Origin of the sequence: Emticicia aquatica, assembly GCF_923079645.1 — a bacterium.
GTDB lineage: Bacteria > Bacteroidota > Bacteroidia > Cytophagales > Spirosomataceae > Emticicia > Emticicia aquatica.
In genome coordinates this window covers 263923-287681 of record NZ_CAKLPY010000003.1, presented here as the reverse complement: position 1 = coordinate 287681, position 23759 = coordinate 263923, and the positions used below count along the sequence as shown (strand labels likewise).

At 36.3% G+C, this 23759-nt stretch carries 17 protein-coding genes; 9 read left to right on the top strand and 8 right to left on the bottom strand.

Features of this window, described 5'->3' with window-relative positions:
* Positions 1-63: 63 nt before the first annotated feature.
* Positions 64-1212 carry a DegT/DnrJ/EryC1/StrS family aminotransferase gene (locus MJQ71_RS18000; protein WP_238808235.1) on the bottom strand — a complete coding sequence of 383 codons (1149 nt, stop codon included), beginning with the start codon at positions 1210-1212 and terminating at the stop codon, positions 64-66.
* A 422-nt stretch (positions 1213-1634) separates the two neighbouring features.
* Between MJQ71_RS18000 and MJQ71_RS17995 the strand changes: the two genes are divergently transcribed.
* A complete protein-coding gene (locus MJQ71_RS17995) occupies positions 1635-2960 on the top strand; it encodes a DEAD/DEAH box helicase (protein WP_238808234.1) in 1326 nt (441 codons plus the stop codon).
* 65 nt (positions 2961-3025) lie between these two features.
* Here the strand turns inward: MJQ71_RS17995 and MJQ71_RS17990 are convergent, their stop codons facing one another.
* Positions 3026-4186 carry a hypothetical protein gene (locus tag MJQ71_RS17990; protein WP_238808233.1) on the bottom strand — a complete coding sequence of 387 codons (1161 nt, stop codon included), beginning with the start codon at positions 4184-4186 and terminating at the stop codon, positions 3026-3028.
* A gap of 200 nt (positions 4187-4386) precedes the next feature.
* Between MJQ71_RS17990 and MJQ71_RS17985 the strand changes: the two genes are divergently transcribed.
* The 3 genes from MJQ71_RS17985 to MJQ71_RS17975 all read left to right on the top strand — a co-directional run bounded on the left by MJQ71_RS17985 (position 4387) and on the right by MJQ71_RS17975 (position 7521).
* Positions 4387-6582 carry a penicillin acylase family protein gene (locus MJQ71_RS17985; RefSeq protein WP_238808232.1) on the top strand — a complete coding sequence of 732 codons (2196 nt, stop codon included), beginning with the start codon at positions 4387-4389 and terminating at the stop codon, positions 6580-6582.
* 67 nt (positions 6583-6649) lie between these two features.
* Complete coding sequence (locus MJQ71_RS17980) at positions 6650-7192, top strand: DUF1697 domain-containing protein (RefSeq protein WP_238808231.1); 543 nt, start codon at positions 6650-6652, stop codon at positions 7190-7192.
* A 5-nt stretch (positions 7193-7197) separates the two neighbouring features.
* Positions 7198-7521: a hypothetical protein gene (locus MJQ71_RS17975; protein ID WP_238808230.1), complete on the top strand. Its 324-nt coding sequence runs from the start codon at positions 7198-7200 to the stop codon at positions 7519-7521.
* Between the two features lie 55 nt (positions 7522-7576).
* On the opposite strand, the gene MJQ71_RS17970 is transcribed toward MJQ71_RS17975, so the two are convergent.
* The 6 genes from MJQ71_RS17970 to MJQ71_RS17945 form a co-directional block, all read right to left on the bottom strand.
* Positions 7577-9019, bottom strand: a complete 1443-nt coding sequence (locus MJQ71_RS17970; protein ID WP_238808229.1) for a TolC family protein — start codon at positions 9017-9019, stop codon at positions 7577-7579.
* Complete coding sequence (locus MJQ71_RS17965) at positions 9006-12164, bottom strand: efflux RND transporter permease subunit (RefSeq protein ID WP_238808228.1); 3159 nt, start codon at positions 12162-12164, stop codon at positions 9006-9008. The genes MJQ71_RS17970 and MJQ71_RS17965 overlap by 14 nt, the downstream gene beginning before the upstream one ends.
* A gap of 11 nt (positions 12165-12175) precedes the next feature.
* Positions 12176-13309 carry an efflux RND transporter periplasmic adaptor subunit gene (locus tag MJQ71_RS17960; protein WP_238808227.1) on the bottom strand — a complete coding sequence of 378 codons (1134 nt, stop codon included), beginning with the start codon at positions 13307-13309 and terminating at the stop codon, positions 12176-12178.
* 207 nt (positions 13310-13516) lie between these two features.
* Complete coding sequence (locus tag MJQ71_RS17955) at positions 13517-13834, bottom strand: hypothetical protein (protein WP_238808225.1); 318 nt, start codon at positions 13832-13834, stop codon at positions 13517-13519.
* Positions 13835-13911: 77 nt separating this feature from the next.
* The gene (locus MJQ71_RS17950) at positions 13912-14694 is read right to left on the bottom strand and encodes a S1/P1 nuclease (protein WP_238808223.1); all 783 of its coding nucleotides are present in this window, start codon (positions 14692-14694) and stop codon (positions 13912-13914) included.
* Between the two features lie 102 nt (positions 14695-14796).
* Positions 14797-16173, bottom strand: coding sequence for a Gfo/Idh/MocA family protein (locus MJQ71_RS17945; protein ID WP_238808222.1), 1377 nt, complete (start codon positions 16171-16173; stop codon positions 14797-14799).
* Positions 16174-16425: 252 nt separating this feature from the next.
* On the opposite strand from MJQ71_RS17945, the gene MJQ71_RS17940 reads away from it, so the two are divergent.
* The 5 genes from MJQ71_RS17940 (at position 16426) to MJQ71_RS17920 (ending at position 23687) form a co-directional block, all read left to right on the top strand.
* Complete coding sequence (locus MJQ71_RS17940) at positions 16426-17556, top strand: glycoside hydrolase family 88/105 protein (protein WP_238808221.1); 1131 nt, start codon at positions 16426-16428, stop codon at positions 17554-17556.
* A 33-nt stretch (positions 17557-17589) separates the two neighbouring features.
* A complete protein-coding gene (locus tag MJQ71_RS17935) occupies positions 17590-20424 on the top strand; it encodes a glycosyl hydrolase (protein WP_238808220.1) in 2835 nt (944 codons plus the stop codon).
* Between the two features lie 88 nt (positions 20425-20512).
* Positions 20513-21193 carry a response regulator transcription factor gene (locus tag MJQ71_RS17930; protein ID WP_238808219.1) on the top strand — a complete coding sequence of 227 codons (681 nt, stop codon included), beginning with the start codon at positions 20513-20515 and terminating at the stop codon, positions 21191-21193.
* 65 nt (positions 21194-21258) lie between these two features.
* Positions 21259-22629 carry a HAMP domain-containing sensor histidine kinase gene (locus MJQ71_RS17925; protein WP_238808218.1) on the top strand — a complete coding sequence of 457 codons (1371 nt, stop codon included), beginning with the start codon at positions 21259-21261 and terminating at the stop codon, positions 22627-22629.
* 101 nt (positions 22630-22730) lie between these two features.
* A complete protein-coding gene (locus MJQ71_RS17920) occupies positions 22731-23687 on the top strand; it encodes a DUF8428 domain-containing protein (protein WP_238808217.1) in 957 nt (318 codons plus the stop codon).
* The last annotated feature ends 72 nt before the right edge of the window (positions 23688-23759 follow it).

The window sequence follows — 23759 nt, the reverse complement described above, 5'->3', positions numbered from 1 at the left end:
AGAGAATATAGATTGAATAATGTAGGATAAGCTTAAAAACTTACCCTACATTATTCATTATTTTTACCAGCCTTTTTTTAGAACATAGGCAATATACGCAACATCTTCTTCAGTCACTTTTGCGTGCAATGGCAAGACTAAATAACGCTCTTCAATAGCATCCATTTTGGGAAATTGTCCTGGTTTTCTTCCACCAAAAATTGTGTATTTATCGTTTCGATAATGCACTTGACCTGACTCAATACCATGCTCACGCAAGTGTTTCATGAGGCTTTCTCGTCCATCAACTTCGGCAGTAAGTAACCATGCAGCGTGTTCACGGTCGGTGTATTCACTTCCGATTACTCTTATACCGTTAATATCTTTTAATAAATCGCAATATAGTCGATATAGTCTTTGGCGATGAGCCAAATGCTCATCAAATTCGTCAATAGCGGCGAGTCCGATGCTTGCGGCGATATCGGTCATTTGGTATTTGTAACCAACTTCCACGATGTCGTTTTCCCAAATACCTTTTTGTTTACTGCTTCTATCAATGCCAAACCAACGCAAACGCTTTGCTTTTTCGACTAATGCATGGTCTTTTACCACCAACATTCCACCATCACCCGTAGTAATATGTTTGATGGCTTGAAACGAAAACATCGAAAAATCGCTTTGACTACCGATAAATTCACCTTTATATTTTGCACCGACGGCGTGGGCGGCATCTTCAATAATAGCAATATTGTGTTTTGCTCCAAGTTGCCAAAGTTCATCCATATCGCAGGGTAAACCGCCATAATGTACGCAAACAATCGCTTTAGTTTTTGGTGTAATGAGTTGAGCTACGTGCTTGACATCAATATTGAGATTTTCATCAATATCGGCAAAAACGATTTTCACACCCATGTAAAGAAAGGGGATGTTGGTTGCTGTGCACGTAAAAACAGGGGCAATTACTTCATCGCCGGCTTTCAAATCGGCAAGTAAATAGGCTAAATGCAATGCATCAGTTCCAGAGCCAACTGCCAAACTTTTACAAGGTGATGTAAATTTGTTTTCAAAGCGTCTTTCAAATTCATCAACTTTTGGACCTTGTCCAATCCATCTTGTGTTGAGAACTTCGCTTACATTGAAAGCAGCCTTAGCTGGAATATTTGGGTGAAATAATACAATACCCTCTCCTGTATCCATTACAGGAAATTCATTCATCGGCTTTTCAGCGGTCATAATAGTGGTTAGTTAAAATTAAACTTTTCAGTTTAACTGATTTTTATAACACGTTTAATTGTTTCAAAAGAAAATTTCTTGACAAAATTTAATAGTAAAAAATGTTTAGCGTATCAAAAACAAACCATTTTCAGCTCTTTAAATATTTTTAATAACTACTATGATTTTTGTCATAAAACTTAGTTTGTACCAAAGTTAATTATAAATTTTTATTTTCTACAAATAATAGCTTTTAATCTTTATTTTTTTATATTTAATCTACACAACACATAGGTTAATCAAGTTTATGAAAGTTAAAGAAATGTATAATTAACGTCAATAATAACGCTTTTATAAAAGTAATATTTTAATACTTTTTCTATTGAAATCAGCCTATTAAACAAATTAAGTCAAATACTATATTTTGTCCGTATCTTTGCGGCATGGATACTCATCAGCAACACCTCCAAATATTGGCTAACTTAGGCATCGAGACTATCAATCCGATGCAAAAAGCTGCACAAAAAGCTATCGTAAAAGACAAAGATATTCTTCTTCTTGCACCAACGGGTTCGGGCAAAACTTTAGGGTTTCTCTTGCCAATTTTACAATTGCTCAAACCAGAAATAATACAAGTTCAATGCTTAATTTTGGCTCCTTCTCGTGAATTAGCCATGCAGATTGAGCAAGTTTGGAAGAAAATGTCAACTGGTTTTAAGGTAAATGTGTGCTACGGTGGACACCCGATGGCTACCGAAATACAAAACTTGTCAACACCTCCTGCCCTACTCATTGGCACACCTGGTCGAATAGCTGACCACATTACTCGCCAAACTTTTACGCTCGACGGCATTCAAACTTTGGTTCTTGATGAATTTGATAAATCGCTTGATTTGGGTTTTCACGACCAAATGTCGTTTATTATTGGACATTTAAGCCAGCTCAATAAACGAGTGTTGGTTTCAGCAACGGCAGGCATTGATATTCCCGAATTTACAGGTTTAGGAACACCAACTGTTTTAGATTTTTTACCAGAAGCCAATACAGAAAATCAGCAGCTAAAAATGCTGGTCGTGATTTCGGACGAAAAAGATAAACTTGATACTGTTTTTGATTTAGTTTGTTCCCTCAATTCAGAGTCGGCACTCATTTTTTGTAATCACCGAGATGCAGCAGAACGCACAAGCGAATTTTTGAATCAAAAAGGGATTGTAACAACTTTTTATCACGGAGGAATGGAACAAGACGATAGAGAAAGGGCTTTGATAAGATTCAGAAATGGCAGTGTCAATTACTTAGTTACAACTGATTTGGCGGCTCGTGGTTTAGATATTCCCGAAATGAAGCACGTAATTCATTATCATTTGCCTTTACAAGCCCATGAATTTGTGCATCGCAATGGTCGAACAGCTCGAATGCACGCTTCGGGAACATCGTATTTGATTTTTCATCGTGATGAAGAACGACCAGCTTATGTTGAAAAATCGTTAGAAGAATTAACGCTTTCTAAACGTTATCCATTACCTAAACTTCCCGAATTTCAGACAATATATATTAGTGGTGGCAAAAAAAACAAATTAAATAAAATTGATATTGTAGGTTTTTTCTCACAAAAAGGGAAACTCGAAAAGGGCGATTTAGGACTAATTGAGGTGAAAGATTTTACATCTTTCGCTGCCGTAAAACGCACTAAAGTAAAAGAGCTTTTGCTTATGGTTAGAGAAGAAAAAATGAAAGGTAAAAAATACAAAATAGATATTGCTCGATGATTTTCTAACAAAGCATCAAACAAAACGGTCAAGATTTCAGAATCTTGACCGTTTTGTTTGATAAATTAATTTCTTCTACCTCTGCTTTCTCTTTGAGGTTCGGAAGAAGAATTGTTATTTCCTTCTCTTGAACCTCGACTTTGTCGGCCTTCGTTTGATGAATTTGGCACTGAACGTTCTGATTGCGTTTCAATGCCTCTACTTCTACGCTCATTGCCTGAAGTATTTGGCATATTTCGTTCTCTTCGGCTGTTATCTATGCCACTTCCTCTACCATAATTATCCGAACCTCTTTGGCGAGGACCACTTTCATCAGTATTTGGACGATTTTCTCTTGCAGGGCGGTCAGGATTTGATGGCGACTGCGAATTGCGTTCAGCCTCACCTCTCGAACTTCTATCATTTGAATTACGATTATTATCAAATCCATCGTTCGAGTTTCTATTATTATCATTTCTGCGATTATTATCGTAGCCACCTCTTGAATCACGATCGTTCTCATTTCTGCGATTATTATCGTAACCACCTCTTGAATTGCGGTCGTTATCATTTCGACGATTATTATCGTAGCCACCTCTTGAATTGCGGTCGTTATCGTTTCGACGATTATTACCGTACTCGCTGCCACGTGAGTTATTGCTACGATAACGGCTACGTTCATTGTAATGCTCACGGGCAATGTTGTTGCGATCATTACGGTACCAACCATTATAATTAGGGCGAGCAAAATAACCCAATCTTATGTTTCCAAAGCCTCTTTTATCGAATCTATAAAAATCATATCCACCTTGATAATACCAACGGCTATACCCTCTTCGGTCGTAACCCAAAGCATCAAAACCATAGAATCGACGGTCAAAATCGTATAATTCAATACCTAAGTTTCGATTCAGTAAGGTTACATCATCCCAGATTTCTTGTTGCTCCCAACTACTAAATACGCCATCTGATTGGTACGCATATTCTTTTCGTTCAATATCTTCTAATTGACGATAGAGTCTATTCGATTCATTTCGAGTAATCAACCCATTTTGAATACCATTGCTGATACGCACCCGCACATCCCAATGCCAATCAAATTCATCGTCATAATAATATCTATCATCATCGTAGCTATTGCCATAACTGTTACTATAAGTATCATCGTATCCTTGATTGCCGTATTGTGCATTTGCCGAAGAAATAGTTGCGACTACCATCATTGCGGCTATCATGAAATTTTTCATCTTCTATTAATTTTTGTTTAATTTATACTTTAGATGCAAAAAGGTAGCAAAAGGTTTGCTAAACAATTGTTAATCTATTGTTAACGAAAATATTGGCCTGAATTTTCATTAAATAGACTTCTTTTATTGTTCTTAAAGTTAGCACTATTTTGTATGTTTGTTAAATCAAGTTTCATCACTCAAACGAATAAGCCCTTTTTATGAAAGTCTTTTTTTTTCTTTTAATACTTCCTTTGGCAATATTTGCTCAAGGAATAACGCCAAATAAGTTTTCCAAAGGCGAAATTAATCGTTATCAATTACAGGCAAAACGAGTAAATATCATTCGAGATAATTGGGGAATTCCACACATTTATGGCAAATCTGACGCTGATGCTGTTTTTGGTTTGCTTTATGCCCAATGCGAGGATGATTTTAAACGGGTTGAAATGAATTATATAGAAAAATTAGGCCGAATGGCAGAAATAAAAGGAGAATCGAGCCTTTACGATGATTTGCAAATTAGGCTTTTGATTGATACCACCGATGCAATTTCGGATTATAATAAAGCCGAACCGTGGATGAAAAAGCTGTTGAATGCTTACGCTGACGGCATTAATTTTTATCTTTATACACATCCCGATACCAAACCTGCTTTGCTTAATCGCTTTAAACCTTGGTATCCTTTATTGTGGACTGACGGAAGTATTGGAGCAATTAATACGGCTGATATTACAACGGCTGAATTACGAAATTTCTATTCGGGCGATAAAGTTACTTACATTGCCGAACCCAAAGACCCTGAAAATCAAACTGGCTCAAATGGTTTTGCTTTTTCACCCAAAATTACAGCTTCGGGCAATGCTATTCTTTATATTAATCCACACGTAACTTTCTATTTTCGCCCCGAAGTACAAGTTTCGAGTGAGGAAGGTTTAAACGCTTATGGTGCAGTAACTTGGGGACAAATGTTTGTTTATCAAGGATTTAACGATTATTGTGGATGGATGCACACTTCATGTAATGTTGATGTTTCCGATGTTTATGCAGAAAAAATAATTACTAAAAACAATCAACTTTTTTATGAATTTGACAAACAATTAAAGCCAGTTACGCAAAAGAAAATCAGCATAAACTACAAAGATAGTGAAGGCCTTAAAACTAAAATATTCACCACATATTTTACACATCATGGGCCAATTATGGCAAAACGCAACGACCAGTGGATAAGTTTAAAATCCTATAATCGTTCGATGACAAGCCTAATTCAAAGCTGGAAACGAACCAAAGCCAAAGGTTTTGAGGAGTATAAAAAAATAATGGATTTAAGAGCCAATACATCAAATAGCACTGTTTTTGCCGATAATAAAGGAAATATTGCTTATTGGCACGGAAATTTTGTTCCGATACGTGATAGAAAATATAATTGGGCAAACGTAATGGACGGCAGCACTTCGGCAACCGAATGGAAAGGCTTACACAATGTTGATGAAACTGTTCATGTGTATAATCCTGTCAATGGCTGGTTACAAAATTGTAATTCAACGCCTTTTTCTGCCGCAGGAATTGAAAGTCCAAAAAAAGCTAATTTCCCACCTTATATGGCTCCCGATGGCGAGAATTTTAGAGGTGTAAATGCTGTGAAAGTTCTCAATAATGAAAAAAAATATACCATCGATAAGGTGATTTTGGCAGGTTATGATACAAATCTTGCGGCGTTTGAAGTATTAATTCCATCGTTAATAAGTGTTTTTGAGAAAAATATCAAACCAAATGACTCACTTTATGCGGCTTTGAATGAACCTATTGCTGAACTAAAAAATTGGAATTTTCACTCGTCCGAAAATTCGGTTGCAACTACATTAGCTATCGAATGGGCAGCAAAATTAAACCCCGTTTTACAAAGATTATATACGGACGAAGGCGAAACAGACCAAGTAGAAAATACCAAAAGATTTGCAGCAAATGCAACAGTCGAACAAGTTTTACCGCCATTATTAACGGTTGTCAATGACCTAAAAAAGAAGTTTGGCAAATGGCAAATACAATGGGGAGAAATCAACCGTTATCAAAGAGTTTCCAACGATATTCAGCAAAAATATGAAGATAACCAGCCAAGTGTTCCCGTTGGATTTGCCTCCGCACTTTGGGGAATGTTGCCTTCATACAACAGTCGTTATTATCCAAATACTCAAAAAAGATATGGTGTAAGTGGCAATAGTTTTATTTGTGCTGTTGAATTTGGGCCTAAAATTAAAGCAAAATCACTCTTGGCAGGTGGCGAAAGTGGAAATATCAACTCAAAACATTTCAACGACCAACTCGAAATGTACACCAAAGGCAAGTTTAAAGATGTCTTGTTTTATAAAGATGACGTCTTAAAAAACGCTGAACGAACTTATCATCCAGGTGAATAATCCAACAATTAAAAACCAATATCAGTATTATAATTTACTATACATCTATTTTTAAATTGACTAAAATATGCAAACGTACATCGCTATTTTGCGGGGAATCAATGTCAATGGTAAAAATATCATCAAGATGGATAAGCTGCTTTTATTGTTCCAAAATTTAGGATTTGAACATGTAAAAACGTATATTCAAAGTGGAAATGTAGTTTTTCAAAGCAAAAATATTGAAACAAGTCATTTAGAAAAGTTGATTCAAGATAAAATTTTAGAAGATTTTGATTGCAAAATTCCCATATTGGTGATTGAAAAAAGTGAATGGAATTTGGTAGCAAACAATAATCCTTTTGTGAATCAACGAAATGAAGATACAGCAAAACTTCACGTAACATTTCTGTCAGAAGAACCAAATGAAGCTTTTATTGAAAAAATTAAACAAGGAAATTATGACGTTGATGAGTTTTTTGTTGCAGGAAAAGCCATTTATTTGTTTTGTCCAAATGGATATGGAAATACAAAATTGAGCAATAATTTCTTTGAAAATAAATTAAAAATTACGGCTACTACTCGCAACTGGAAAACCGTAAATGAGCTAAAAATAATTGCGGAATATTAAAATTTATGATGGAAAATCAAGAAAAAATTGCCCAATTGGAGGCTTATAAACTCAAAGAAAGATTTATTTTGGATGATTGGGAAGACCGTGAAATCGAATCGCCATCAGAGGAGATTATCGAGTTGATGCGAAAAGAAGTACTAAAATTTACAGATTTTCTGATTGGTCAATTGGCCATCAATGTGAGCAATTTACAAACCCAAGTTCAACTTTATTTCAATGCGTGGGATAATGAGGATTTTGACCAAGACCAAACCGAATTTATCGTTGAAATTGAATACGAAGCGATGCGGATTGCAGGATTAAAAATAGAGCAATTGACGATTTAGATTTTCAAAAAAAACTCTCCAAACGACCATTCATCTTTTGGAGAGTTTTTTGTTTTTAATTTTTCCACCCGCCACCAAGCGATTTATAAAGTCCAATAACAGCATTATATTGCCGTTTTTTTAGATTTATCAATTCAATTTGCGACTGTAAAGCATTTTTTTGTGCTGTTATTACTTCCAAATAAGTGGCTCTTCCAGACCTAAATAATTCGGATGATGTATTAATTGATTGTCTCAAAACCTCCACTTCTTGTATTTTCAACTCATACATTTCGTTGGTATTCTGAATCAAATTTAATTGATTATACACTTCCACAAAACTATTGACAATCGTTTTTTGATAATTTGTATAGGCTATTTTCTGCTCTGCTTTTGACGCCATTAAATCAGCAATAATTTGACGGCGATTAGCCAACGGAGCCATCAATCCACCAAAAGTATTCATTGCAAAAGATGCAGGATTAAACAAAACTAAAGCCTTAAAGGCTTGCAAACCAGCTCCACCAGTAATATTTAACGATGGATAAAATGCCGCTTTAGCAGAAACTAAGTTGGCATTTGTTGCCACAAGTTCATATTCGGCTTGCTTAATATCTGGTCTATTTTCGAGCAAATGAGAAGGAATTCCAACATTTAATTTGGGAGGAATTACCTTTGCCCAAGCTACATTCGAGCGAGAAACAGTTTGCGGATAGCGACCAATTAAGAAATTAATTTTGCTTTCGGCTTCAATAATCTCTTGCTTTACTTCAATTTTCAGAGCTTTTGAACTCAATAATTGAGCATTTAATAAATCAACACCTAGTTGATTTGCTTGACCAGCTTGTTTTAAAACTCTTACAATTTCTAAGGCTCTTTCTTGCAAATTGATATTTTCTTCTAAAAAATTAAGTTCATTATCTAGAATCAATAATTCATAATAAGTTGAAGAGATTTGAGCAACTAACTCACTGATTACCAAGTTTTTTCCTGCCTCACTTACCAGAAATTTGGCTGCTGCCGAAGCTTTCTGACTTTTTAGTTTTCCCCATAAATCTATTTCCCACGACGACTGTACGCCCAAATAATAATCAGGAATTATGGAAGCAGGAATTTGTTGTTTTTCATTGATATTGGTCGAAAACCTTGTATCGTAATTCCCAACACCATCAATGGTATAATTACCAAATTTCCTTTGTCCGACTGTAAAATTTCCTGACAAATCTGGCTTGCCAAGTCCTTGCGTAAAACGAACGCCAGCTCGAGCAATTTCGATTTTTTGTAAGGTCATTTGTAAATCAAAATTGTTTTTCAAAGTCGTATCAATCAAAGCAATCAAAGTCGAATCCGAAAAAAAAGCTTTAAAAGATGGCAAACTTGTAAATGATGAATCTGATTTTGCACTAAACTTCGACGGCATAGCTAACATAGGTCGATTTTTAGGAATTTCTTGCTTGATTTTGCACGCTCCCAAAAACAATATTATTGCTATGAAATAAATACTTTTATATTTCGACATACGTTTCTTCTATGATTTTTTTAGTTTCTTTTTTCGGTTTTCTTTTTCCCACACCTGCAAAAATGACGTACAACCCAGGAATCACAATTACGCCAAAGACAGTTCCAAACAACATTCCGCCAGCAGCAGCCGTGCCGATGGTTTTATTGCCAATTGCACCCGCACCCGATGCAAACATCAATGGAATTAAGCCAGCAATGAAAGCAAACGAAGTCATTAGAATTGGTCTGAAACGAGCAACAGCTCCACCAACGGCAGCTTTTAACAACGTTTTTCCTTGTTTTTGTTGCAAAACAGCAAATTCAACAATCAGAATTGCATTTTTCCCTAATAAACCAATCAACATAACCATTGCCACTTGGGCGTAAATATTGTTTTCCAAACCAAACAAATACAAGAAAAATAATGAACCGAAAATTCCGACTGGTAACGATAAAATAACTGGAAGTGGCAAAAGAAAACTTTCGTATTGGGCTGCGAGTAACAGATAAACAAACAGCAAACAGATAAGAAAAACGTAAATAACTTGGTTGCCAGAAAGGACTTCTTCACGAGTCATTCCCGACCATTCATAGGTATATCCACGAGGCAATTTAGTTTTAGCCACTTCTTCAATCGCTTTGATGGCATCGCCAGAACTATAACCAGCCGCCGCTTCACCATTGAGCATTGCCGAAACGTACATATTGTAGCGAGTCAATTGTTCGGGGCCATAAACTCGCTCAATTCGGCTAAAAATAGCGTAAGGAACCATTTCACCATTTTTATTTTTGATTCTAAGTTTCATAATATCGTCTGGCAAAGCACGATATTTTGGGTCAGCCTGAATCATTACTTTATACATTTGTCCAAACAAAATAAAGTTTGTGGCATAAAAACTACCAATCAAAGATTGTAAATTGCTCGTGGCGGCATCGACTGAAATTCCTTTTTTAGCCGCCATATCTTGGTCAACATGAATCATGTATTGCGGAAAATTTGGATTAAAACTCGAAAATGCGTCTTTTATTTCAGGACGTTTTTTTAATGCACCGATAAACTCCTCAGCCACTTCGGCTGTTCGTTGTAAATCTCCAGAACCCGTTTTATCCAATAATCTTACTTCAAAACCACTAGCATTACCAAAACCAGGAACAGCTGGCGGTGGGAAAAACTGAATTTCGGCATCTTTGATATGTTTTGTTTTTTCAGTCAATTGAGTAATAATATCATTAGCAGTTGCTTTTCGTTCGTCCCAAGCTTTAAGGTTTATCGTACTCATTCCAAAAGAAGCACCTACGCCGTCGGTCATCATACTAAAGCCTGATAAGCTCGAAATTGACTCTACTTCAGGGATTTTTTGAGCGATTTTATCAATTTCATTCATCACTTCTTCAGTACGCTCAAGTGTTGCTCCCACAGGTGTCGTCACGTTTGCGTAAACGGTTCCTTGATCTTCTGTTGGTATGAAACTGGTTGGTAAAACACTTCCAACGCCCCATGTTGCCAAGCAAAATATGGATAAAACACCAATAGTTATCAATCGACGATTGGCTATTATGCGTAATAAACTTCCATATCGTGCAGAGAGTCGGTCATACGCTTGATTAAATTTATCAAAAAAACGGGTTAAAAATGTCTCTTTTCGATGTTCTAAATGAGGATTTTTGAGCATAATCGCACAAAGAGCTGGTGTAAGTGTAAGAGCATTTACACCTGAAATAACAATTGAAATAGCCATTGTGACCGAAAATTGTCGATAAAATACACCAACTGGCCCTGATAAGAACGCCACAGGAATAAACACCGCTGACATCACGAGAGTTATGGCAATGATTGCTCCGCTGATTTCGTTCATTGACTCAATGGTTGCTTCCCTCGCTCTTAGATGTTTTTCTTCCATTTTGGCATGAACAGCCTCAACTACCACAATGGCATTATCCACCACAATACCGATTGCTAAAACTAAAGCAAAAAGAGTAAGTAAATTGATTGAAAAGCCAAATAATTGCATGAATGCAAATGTGCCAACTAATGAAACTGGTACGGCTAAGACAGGAATAAGTGTCGAACGAAAATCTTGCAGGAATAAAAATACCACAATCGCTACCAAAAGAAATGCTTCGATAAGCGTTTTAATAACTTCATGAATTGAGGCATCCAAAAACCTTGAAACGTCATAGCTAACTGTATATGTCATTCCAGGCGGAAAAGTGGTAGATTTTAAGAATTCTAAGCGAGTTTTGATATTAGCAATTACTTCACTTGCATTCGAGCCTGGTCGTTGTTTCAGCACAATTGCAGCCGAAGGTTTGCCATTTTCTTTGGAAAGAACGTCATAGTCAAGCGAGCCAAATTCCAAATCTGCCACATCTTTTAGGCGTAACATTTCACCACTTTCGGTAGCTTTAATAACCACATTTTCGTACTGCTCTTTTCGGGTCATTTTACCAGTATATCGCAAAACATATTGCAAAGATTGTGGTTGACGACCCGAACTTTCACCCACTTTTCCTGGAGCAGCTTCAACATTTTGTTCTTTTAAGGCTTTTATAATATCCTCCGCAGAAATTTGGTAAGCGTCCATTCGAGCAGGTTTTAACCATACACGCATCGCATATTCGCGTGAACCCATAATGTCGACAAACCCAACGCCATCTATTCTTTTTAGTTCGGCTAAAACATTAATATCGGCAAAATTATAGATAAATTTTTCGTCAACACTTGGGTCATCGCTAATCAAGTTGATATACATCAACATACTATTTACTTCTTTTTCGGTCGAGACTCCCGCTTTTATAACTTCTTCGGGCAATTCGTCCAAAACAGTTGTTACTCGGTTTTGAACGTTTACAGCCGCAACATCAGGGTCAGTACCCACTTCAAAATAAACTTGGATAATACTCGTGCCGTCATTCCCCGAAACAGAAGTCATGTAGGTCATTCCTGGCACACCGTTGATAGCTCTTTCGAGAGGTGTCACCACAGCTTTTGCACAAACCTCGGCGTTTGCTCCTGTATATTTTGTCGTTACCGAAACGGCTGGCGGTGCAATATCGGGATATTGGGTAATTGGTAAACCAACCATTGCCAAAACGCCCAAAATCACAATGAATATAGAGATAACCAGCGATAAAACTGGTCGATTAATGAAATTTGTAAACATATTTTAATTGTTTATTCGGGTGAATTTACATAGCTCAATTCTTTAGAAATATCATTCATTTCCACAAATTGAGGTTTTACTGTCATACCATCTTTTACGTTTTGAATGCCTTCGTAGATAATTTTATCGCTCTCTTCTAAACCCGAATCAACGATATAAAAATGCGGCATTCTTTGGCTTGAAGTTATCGCTTTTGTTTTGACTTTATTGTTTTTGTCAATCACATAAACGTACATTTTATCTTGAATCTCGAAGGTTGCTTTTTGCGGAATTATCAAAGCATTTTTGTATTTTTTCAATAATCTTACTTTTCCACTTGCTCCATGTTTCAAGATTTTTTCTGGATTATTAAATCTTGCTCGAAAAGCAATATTTCCTGTACTTTGGTCAATTTCGCTTTCGGTGGTTTCAACTTTTCCTTTGAAAGGATGTTCTTCACCATTGGCCAAAATAAGCGTTACATTATTCGATTGTTGGGAGTTTTCTCTAAAATTCGAGCTATAATTAAGGTATTCTTTTTCAGAAACATCAAAATAAGCAAACACTTCACCGTTGTTTGAGATATTTGTTAAAAGCGTTCCGTCTTCAATTAAACTACCTATTTTATTCGGAATACGATTAACGATTCCATTAAACGGAGCTTTAATTTGCGTATAAGTTAATTGTATTTTTGCGAAAGATTCATTGGCTTGAGCTTCTTCAACTTTAGCCTTCATCATCTCTACTTTATTTTTGGCGGCTTCCAACTCTGTGCTTGAAACTACATTTTTTTCAACAAGCCGCTTGATATTATTGAGTTCTATTTCGGCAGCTTTCTGCTCGGTAATACAACTTTTTAAAACTGCTCCAGCTTTTACAACCTGTTCGTTCAACTCAGGATTATTGATACTAAAAAGTACCTGTCCTTGTTTGACATATTTTCCCTCGTCAATGAACACTTTTTCGAGGTAGCCTTTTACTCTTGCCCTGATTTCCACATTCTGCACCGCATTTATCTCGGCCACATAGTCTGTATGTAAAGTCGTATCAATCAGTACGGGCGATGTTACAGGAAAATATTCGGTAACAACCTTTTGTTCATCTTTTTTATTGGTACATGACAATGCCACCGCTATTGTCAAAATACTTAACAGTATATGCTTCATAATTTCTTCTTTGATGTATGTTAAAACGTAGATAATCAATGGTTTACATTCAAATTAAAACGTTTTAATGTGACTCGCAAACAAATCTTTGAAAGTCAATTTTCTTTATTGGAATCGTACAATGAATCAATCAAATCACCCGATTTTATTTTGTAAAAATTGGATAAAATGATTTTTTGAAAAATAATTGAAGAAAAAAATAGATGATTATAAATACTTAGGCGGAGGAGTAGTAAGCCCTAAGTATATTTCGTAGGTATTTTGAAGATATGAAAAACAGTTTTTATGGGTCAAAAAACTGTCAAAACTAAACAATGAAATATGATTAATTATACTATTATTTGCATGGCCGATACTTGTTTCATTTGAATCATTCATATTGCTATCTTCGAGCAATTCAATATCAGTATCGACACAAGAAATAGTATCTTTAGAAAACAAATCGCATACCACAGCACAACTACCTAAAAAGATAGTTGTCAGCAATAATACAACATATATTTTCTCAATAATTCTCTTTCTCACAACGCAGCATAATTTTTAATAAATAAATTTAAAACACCCAAATGCTTAGATTTGCCCCTTTTTTTAAAATGAGGTTTTTATTTAAAAACCTCATTCAGTAAGCCAGCCAACCTTACGCCACCTTTTAAAAGTTGTTGATTAAGCATTTCCACATTATCAAAATTATAGCGGTAACTTAATTTTTGCTCAGGTTTAACTCCAGCATATATTTTTTCGGCCAATTGATACGATTCAAAAAACCATTCTGTCATCGGTTGCTTTTGCCATTCACGGCGTTGTTCTTTGCTTACGTGGTTGATATTTGTCGAATATTCAGTATAACTTAATTTCTGATACTCAATCAATTTGTCATCCCAAAGAGCGTGTAGATTTGTGGCATCAGCAAACCAAAAAGCTTTGATTCTATTTCCTCCTAAATCTTCAGCACGACTTACGTGCATGGGTTGGTGAATATCACCAGCAATATGAATCAATAAACGAAGATACAATCGTTTTTGTTCGAGAGTGGTCTTTTTGTTTTTTAGTTCCCCAATCAAAAAATTGAGTTTTGTATAAGCATCTAGTGCGGAATCATTGTTTAAATAATTTGTAAATTCCTCATTATTCAAACCAGCTTTAATATTGATATAATGCCACGAATCTAAGTATTTAAAAGAAGTATCTGACTTAATAAAATCTGCCCAATTGCTCGAAATGGCAACTGATTCAGTACCTAAAATTTTACGAATACTCCTTTTTGCCTTGCAAGAAAGATAAGAACTTGCTATTTGTCCTACCACTCGATGACCCGTTGGCCCCCAAGCAAAAGTTTGTAAAGAAAGCGAAAGTAGTAAAATCAGACCAACTGTTTTTTTAATCATTTGTGTATTTATTTATAATTTCTTACAGAAAATTTAACCACGAAGCTGTACCAATTGTTTAATTCCAATGGTAAAACTCCGTGGTTAAAGCAGCAAAAGCTTTTATTTTTTCTTCATTTTCATTTCAACTGGGTCCCAATTGATAATTTTTTTATCGAAATAACTAATATTACATGCCAAAGCAGGAGCCGCCGCACGGAAACCAAAAACTGGGTCTTGGCAAGTTTCTTGACTACCTTTTCTCAAATTATCAAAGAAATTTTTGAAGTGTTTAGCGTGAGCATCGTCTTCCTTAGGTGTTTCAAATTTTATCTCCTGCACCGCAGGAGCAATTCGGTCTGCTTCAGAGTATTTCGCATCATATTCTTTCTTGAATTCTTGTTGCATAGCATCAGAAAATGTTGCATAACTTTCTCCTGCTCCGTAACCTGGTGCTTTCGGCAATTTTCTTTTGGTAAGCGTTAAGCCTGCTGCACTCCACAGAATTTCACCTTCTGTTCCAACAATACGAGTGACATTTTTAATCGCTCCCGCATTTGCAAAATTAACTCTCAATACCGCTTGAAACTTAGTATGTTTTTCTGTTTCTGGGTAATCCAGCACTGTTACCATTACATCAGGCACATCACGGCCATCTTTCCAGTAGCTCAATTCGCCCGAAGAAAAAATACGTTCTGGGCCAATTGCACCTGTTGCAAAGTGCATTCCAGTAATCAAATGAACGAATAAATCGCCTGCTACGCCTGTACCATAATCACGATAATTTCTCCAACGGAAAAAGCGTGTAGCGTCAAAAGGACGTCTTGGAGCATCGCCCAAAAATCTATCCCAATCAATACTTTGAGCAGAAGCATCTGGTGGAATCGAGTATGTCCACGCTCCCAAAGCATTATAGCGGTCATAAGTTGCTTCAATAAAATTCAAATCACCTATTTCGCCTGACTTCATCAATCTTTGAGCCTCGGCATAAGCAGCACCACTACTTGGCTGACTACCAACTTGCATCGTTTTGCCAGTTTTTCGCCAAGTTTCAATTACAGCACGACCTTCATCAATGTGTTGTACCATTGGTTTTTCACAATAAACGTGCTTTCCTGCATTCATTGCTGCAATGCTAATTCTATCGTGCCAATGGTCAGGCGTGGCAATAATTACTGCATCAATGTCTTTTCTGTCTAAAACTTCACGGTAATCACGGGTCGTGAAGAGGTCTTTATTATATGCTTCTTTGGCATGTACCAAACGTCCGTCGTACAAATCGGCAGTTGCAACAAATTCTGCTTCTGGGTTTCGTAAAGCCGCTCTTGTATCTGAGTTACCTTGAATACCCATGCCGATAGTTGCAAAACGAATTTTATCGTTTGGACTAATTTTTTTTAGGTCTTTAATAATATTAAAAGGTTTGGCAAAGCTATCTGTTGCTAATAAAACCGAAGCCGCTCCTACTCCTTTAATAAATTTTCTACGAGAAGATTGCATGATATATTAATGATAGATTTTAGGCAATACTTTAAATGGGGGTATTGCAGGGTGAATATTTTGAAGTGATGAAGTTAGTGCAAAAAAAAACTTTAGTAAATATTTTGCCTGTTTTATTTTAAAAAAATTTAATAAATAGCCTATCCGTGAGACCACAGGAGGGTTTTCAAAAGCATTTCGTCTTATATTTATCATAAAAAATAAAGATTAATTGCAATAAAGTCTCAAACAATATTTTTAAATTAAGAAAAAATGCGAAATCATTTCTTAGCGATTCTAATTATTAGCCTTTTTGGATTTACTCATTTACATGCACAAAAACTACCCAATAAATCTGAATTACTTAAATCATTAACTGCTGCCAATAACTATTTTATGAATGAATGGGCCGATGTTAGTAAACCTATTTGGGCAATCGACAAAACGCGTCCAAGCAATATTTGGACTCGTGGCGTTTATTATGAAGGATTAATGGCTCTTTACAAAATTGATAAACAAAAACGTTATTATGACTACGCAGTTTCATGGGGAGAAGCTCATAAATGGGGACTTCGTAACGGAACAAACACCCGTAATGGAGATGACCAATGTTGCGGACAAACTTACATTGATTTATATTTGATTGACCCAAAACCTGAGCGAATCAAAGACATAAAGACCTGCATGGACAATATGGTGAATAGCGAAAAAAAGGATGATTGGACTTGGATTGATGCCCTACAAATGGCAATGCCTGTTTTTGCTCAATTAGGTGTGATTTATAAAGACGACCGCTATTACGAAAAAATGTATCAAATGTATATGCACACAAAAGCAGTACAAGGCGAAAAAGGCCTATACAATTCAGCGGAAGGACTTTGGTACAGAGATAAAGATTTTGACCCACCTTATACAACTCCTTCGGGCAAAAGTTGCTATTGGTCACGTGGAGATGGTTGGGTAGTTGCTGCGTTGGTTCGAGTGTTGGATATTATGCCCAAAAATGCTCCACATCGAGAAGAATATGAAAAAACATATTTAGAAATGATGAAAGCCCTTACTCCATTACAAAGAAGTGATGGTTTTTGGAATGTAAGCCTCACCGATGAAACCGATTTTGGAGGAAAAGAATTGACAGGAACTGCATTATTTACCTACGGAATGGCTTGGGGTGTAAACAAAGGTTTGCTCAACAAAAAAAAGTATAATCCAATTATCGCCAAAGCTATCAATGCCATGATGAAAGATTGTGTGCATCCCAATGGATTTTTGGGTTATGTGCAAGGAACTGGTAAAGAACCAAAAGATGGACAACCCGTTACTTATGACAAAGTACCAAATTTTGATGATTTTGGTGTTGGTTGCTTTTTGTTGGCTGGTGCCGAAGTTTATAAAATGAAATAACACATCCTTCATCATTACTCTTTACTTCAAAAAATGTTCAACAAAACCATACTCAAAATCGCTGCTTTTACGCTCTTTGTAAGCACATTTGCAGCAGCTCAACCAAAATGGAAGCCAATCACGCAGCAATCTAAGCCGTGGTCACGATGGTGGTGGGAAGGCAATGCCGTGAATCCAAAGGACTTAACTTACAACATGGAAAACTACCAAAAAGTAGGTTTAGGAGGTTTAGAAATTACACCAATTTACGGTGTGAAAGGTTATGAGTCACAGTTTATCGATTTTCTTTCGCCCAAATGGGTCGAAATGTTTAAACATACACTCAAAGAAGGCACTCGCTTAGGTATGGGCATCGACTTGGCTAATGCTTCGGGCTGGCCTTTTGGTGGTCGTTGGGTTACGCCTGAAGATGCCTGCAAATACGTGGCTCACAAAACATACTCATTAAAAGAAGGCGAAACCCTCAACGAAAAAATAATTTTTACTCAAACACCATTGCTTCGCTATGTTTTGCCCAAAAAGACAGAAATCGGTGCTTTGAAATATCCCATTTCAGCCAATGATAATTTGCAAGAATTAGCAATAGACCAAGTACGATTCGAGAAACCATTGCCATTGCAAACTTTAATGGCGTATTCGGATAAAGGCGAAATAATAAATTTGACCGAAAAAGTAAGTCGAGAAGGAAAACTTGATTGGCAAGCTCCCACAGGAAAATGGACACTTTATGCTATTTTTCAAGGTTGGCATGGCAAAATGGTAGAACGAGCTGGGCCAGGCGGAGAAGGAGATGTCATTGACCATTTTTCGGCAAAAGCCATTAAAAACTATCTTTTAGCTTTCGATAAAGCTTTTGCTAAAACCGATTTGTCAAGTATGCGGGCGTTTTTCAATGATTCTTACGAAGTTGACGATGCCCGTGGCCAATCCGATTGGACGGAAACATTATTTGATGAATTCAAAAATCGTCGTGGTTACGACCTTCGCAATCATTTACCCAATCTTTTTGGCAAAGAAAATACTGACGCCAATCGCCGAGTTTTATTCGATTATCGAACTACAATCGGAGATTTAATTCTCGAAAAATATACCTCAGAATGGGCAAAATGGGCTCATGCACAAGGAAAAATAGTTAGAAATCAAGCACATGGTTCGCCCGCAAATACTTTAGATTTATACAGCGTAGTTGACATTCCCGAAATAGAAGGAACTGATTTGTTAAGAATAAAATTTGCTTCTTCAGCAGCAAATATAATGGGCAAAAAACTCACTTCGTCTGAGTCGGCAACTTGGGAAAACGAACATTTTTTATCAAATTTGGCTGATGTAAAGCGAGCTTTAGACCTTTTTATGGTGGGTGGTGTAAACCATATTTTTTATCATGGCACTAATTATTCGCCCAAAGATGCGACTTTCCCTGGATGGTTATTTTATGCAGCAGTACATTTTACACCTCATAATCCATTCTGGAAAGATTTCGGAGCTTTAAATAAATATGTAGCTCGCTGTCAAACTTTCTTGCAAGATAGCAAACCTAATAATGATGTTTTATATTATTTCCCTATTACCGACCGCCTAAGCGAGCCTTCATCGAAAGGTTTATTGGAGCATTTTGATGGCGTAACACCCAAATTTAATGGCACTGACTTTAAGGAATTAGGACAAAAGCTAATCGACCGTGGCTACGGTTTTGATTTTATTTCAGACAAACAAATTGGGAATTTAAGCACAAAAAATCAAGTAATTTTGACAGGAGGTGTAAGCTATAAAACCATTTTATTGGCTGAAAGTGAGCAAGTGCCACTCGAAACTTTCGAGAAATTAATCGCTTTGGCTAAACAAGGAGCAAACATTATTTTCCACAAAAAACTACCCACTGATGTGCCAGGTTTAGGAAATTTGGAAACGAGAAGAAATAAATTCAAGGCTCTATTAACACAGCTTAATTTCATCAATAACACATCAAGTTTCAAACAAGCAAAAATTGGTCAAGGGTCAATATTAGTGGGCGAAAACTTAGACGAAATGATGCTTTTTGCTGAAATTCAACGAGAAACTATGATTGATAAAGACTTACAGTTTGTCAGAAAAAGTCATGCAAAAGGCAACTATTATTTTATCAATAACAAAAACACACAAGCATTTGAGGGTTGGGTGAAATTGGGCGTATCGGCTCAATCTGCCGCTCTGTACAATCCGATGACTGAAGCTTTGGGAATGGCAAAATACAATGCCAAAAGCAACGAAATCTATCTGCAACTAGCGGCGGGTGAATCATGTATCGTAGAAACCTACAAAACTAAGGTCACAGGAACAAACTTTAGTTATTGGAAAGCGAAGTCAGAGCCGCAAGAATTGACAGGAACTTGGAAGATAACGTTCCTTGAAGGTGGCCCCGAATTACCCAAAGCTATCGAAACACAAACGCTAGGTTCGTGGACAAAACTTGACGGTGAGGCGTACAAAAACTTTTCTGGCACAGCGTCTTATTCTCTTAACTTTCCAAAACCAACTGCCTCAGCATCAGGCTATTGGCTAGATTTAGGCAAAGTAGCAGAAAGTGCAACCGTCACTATTAATGGACAATTATTAGGAACTTTGCTTGGCCCAAGTTACAAGATTTTTGTACCAAGTTCTTTATTAAAAGCCCAAAACACAGTTATAATAAATGTCTCAAACTCAATGGCAAATCGGGTAATTGCAATTGAAAAACAAGGCATTATTTGGCAGAAGTTTTATAACATCAATGTCTCAGCGAGACTTCGACCAAATTTAGGGAAAGATGGGTATTTTACAACACAAAACTGGCAGCCAAGAGACTCAGGTTTACTTGAAAAAGTAACCTTAACTGCCGTCGAAAAAGAATAGTTAAGTGATAAAGTTGTAATTATCCAGCACATTTCTTCGTTTATCTTTAAATTTTCATAATTTTGACGTACAAGCGAAGATAAATACTATGAAAATATTAGTAATAGAAGACGAAGCAAAGACTGTGCAGCTCATTAAACAAGGTCTTGAAGAACAGCAATGGGAAGTTGATGTGGCTTACGATGGGCTGATTGGTCTTCAATTAGCCACTCGCAGTCAGTATTCCATTATTATTTCAGACATCATTTTGCCTGGTATTAGCGGTTTAGAGCTCTGCCGTCAACTTCGAGCAAAAGGTATCGTTTCACCGATTTTATTGCTTACGGCATTAGGTACAACTGATGATAAAATTGTTGGACTTGATGCAGGAGCAGACGATTATTTGGTAAAACCTTTTGAATTTCGAGAATTAATGGCTCGAATTAGGGCATTGACTCGCCGAAATTTTGGTTCAATTCAAACAGCTAACAACCTCAAAATTGCCGACCTAGAAATGGACTTGGATGCCAAAACCGTTATGCGTGGTGGCAAAGAAATTTCGCTTACAGCCAAAGAATTTTTGTTACTCGAATACTTTATTAGACATCAAGGAAGAGTTATTTCAAAAGTAGAATTGGCTGAAAAAATTTGGGATGTAACTTTCGATACTGGCACAAACGTAATTGAGGTTTACGTTAACTTTCTTCGTAAAAAAATTGATAAAGACTTTGAAGTCAAACTTTTACACACACAAATAGGCATGGGTTACGTAATGAAAGTAACGGCATGACGTGGTATAAATGAACAAAATCTTGCTTTAATTTCTCTATCAGTATTTCAAGTCAACTATCTGAAATGATAAATATTCGGTCTCGACTCACCTATCAATTTATGGCTATCGTAACGGCCATTCTACTTCTCTTTTCGATAGGTGTCTATTTTTTCAGTAAACTTTATCTCGAAAAACGTTTTTTTAAACGATTACAAGATCGTGCTATAACAACAACAACGCTACTTTTCGACCTACAAACTGCCGATACAACCGTTTTAAAATTAGTCAACATGGCCGACAAAGAACTTTTGAGCGATGAAAGTATTTTTGTGTACGACGAAAAAAACAATAAACTTATTTTTTCAACGCAAGAACCTTACTCAGGTTTATTTAAAGAGCTTATTCCGAACATTCAAAAACAAAAAAAAACAACCTATTACCACGCATCATTTTACCAAACGCTTGGTATTCAGCTCAAAAAAGGAGCAGATAGCTATTGGGTTATTGTAAGTGCCATCGACCAAAATGGAAAAGAAGCCCTTGAAGATTTAAGAAAAATTTTGGTCGTAATGGTTTTGGTTGGTATTTTACTTTTAGGATTATCTGGTTGGTTTTTTGCTGATAAAGCCCTTGCTCCGATGTCAGGAATTATTAAGCAAGTAAATGAGATTTTTCCTGCAAATGTAGAAAAACGAGTACAGCACCCCAACCGCTCCGACGAAATTGGCTTGCTTGTAGCCACTTTTAATCAACTTCTCGACCGAATCGAAGAAGCATTGGTGATGCAAAAAATGTTTATTGCAAATGTTTCGCATGAACTCAAAAATCCTTTAACCAAGATTTATTCCCAAATTGATATTACATTACTTCAAAAACGCACGCCAGAAGTCTATGAAGAAAGTCTAAAATCGTTGCAAGAAGATGCTCGAACTTTGACACAATTGACTAATTCTTTGCTCGATTTGGCAAATTCCGTTGTTAGTGCCGAAACGATTAAACTCGTGCCGCTCCGAATTGACGAATTACTTTGGGATGCTAAAAGTCAACTTCAAAAGTGGCACGAAAACTATACCATTCAAATTGATTTTAATGATTTTCCTGAAGAAGAAGAAGCATTAATTATGCAAGGAAATGAAGCATCATTGAAAGTTGCCTTAATGAATTTGATGGATAACGCCTGCAAATTTTCCAAAAACAATAGTGTTATTGTCAGTTTTGTCGCTTCATTGGAAGCCATAAAGATTTTATTTTTTAATAAAGGCCCAATTATTCCAGAAGCAGATTTGCCTTTTATTTTTCATCCATTTTATCGAAGCAACGCCACCGCAAAGGCCACAAAAGGTCATGGAGTTGGATTGGCTATCGTTGCTCAAATTACCAAACTTCATAATGGAAATATCAGTGTGGTTTCAAACGAAGAAGGTACTACATTTACTTTAGTGTTTCAAAAATAACGCTTGCTCCGTAAATTTTAAGCTAAATTTAAAGTCGATTTAACGCCTCTTTAACATCAGTGTTGTTGTTTTGTATCATCAAAAAACAAAACTTTATTACCATGGAAACAACAACATCAAACAATCAAGGAGTTTTAAAAATTGTAATCGGCGTACTTGTAGGCATTTTAGCACTTTTAGGCTATTTGTTTATGGGTGCAAGAAACGAAACGCTCGAGCTACAAAAATCGTTAACTTCTAAGGTTGAACAACTTTCTTCTACACAAATCAAACTTGATTCGATTTCAAAATCTTTAGATTTAAAAATTGCTGAAGTTCAAAGTTTAGGCGGTAGCGTTGCTGAATTAGAAGCCGTGAAAGCTCAGCTTGAAAACGATAAAAAGAAATTAAAATCTGATTTTAGTTTTTCAATCCAAAAATATGAAACCAAAATCAAAGAATACGAAAATTTCTTAGCAGTAAAAGATGACGACATTCGTAAATTGAAAGAAGAAAACGGTGTTTTAGTTGCTCGTACACAAACACTCGAAACCGAAAAACAACAAGTATTGGTTGAAAACACAAGTTTGAAAACTGAAAAAGAAGTTTTATCTACAACTTTAAACAAAACAGTAGAAGATTTTACAGCTAAAAACAATGATTTGAAACGTCAGGTAACTTTAGCTTCTGCCATGAAAGCAATTAATGTTCAAGCGGCAGCATTATCTTCTAAAGGAAAAGTTCGTGAAGGTGGTGCGTACAAAGCTTCGAGAATTGACCAATTGAGAGTTTCATTTATCATGCCGTCAAACCCGATTGCAGCCCAAGACAACAAAGAAATTTATATCAGAGTACTAGACGGCAACGGAGCAGTAGTTGAAAACGGCAACGGCGGAATTCTACAAATTGACGGAAAAGAAATTGGTTATAGCTTCAAACAAACTGTACCGTTTGAAAACAATGACCAACGTGTAGATTTAGTTTCAGGAAAAGGTGCCAATTACAGCAAAGGCAAATACAGCATCGAGCTTTATTCTGAAGGTTTCAAAATCGGAAAAGGAGCTTTTGAAGTAAAATAATAAGACTTTTAAGATTTCTCAAAGACGGTATGTGTGTATGAAGCATATACCGTCTTTAAAATTTATATGACT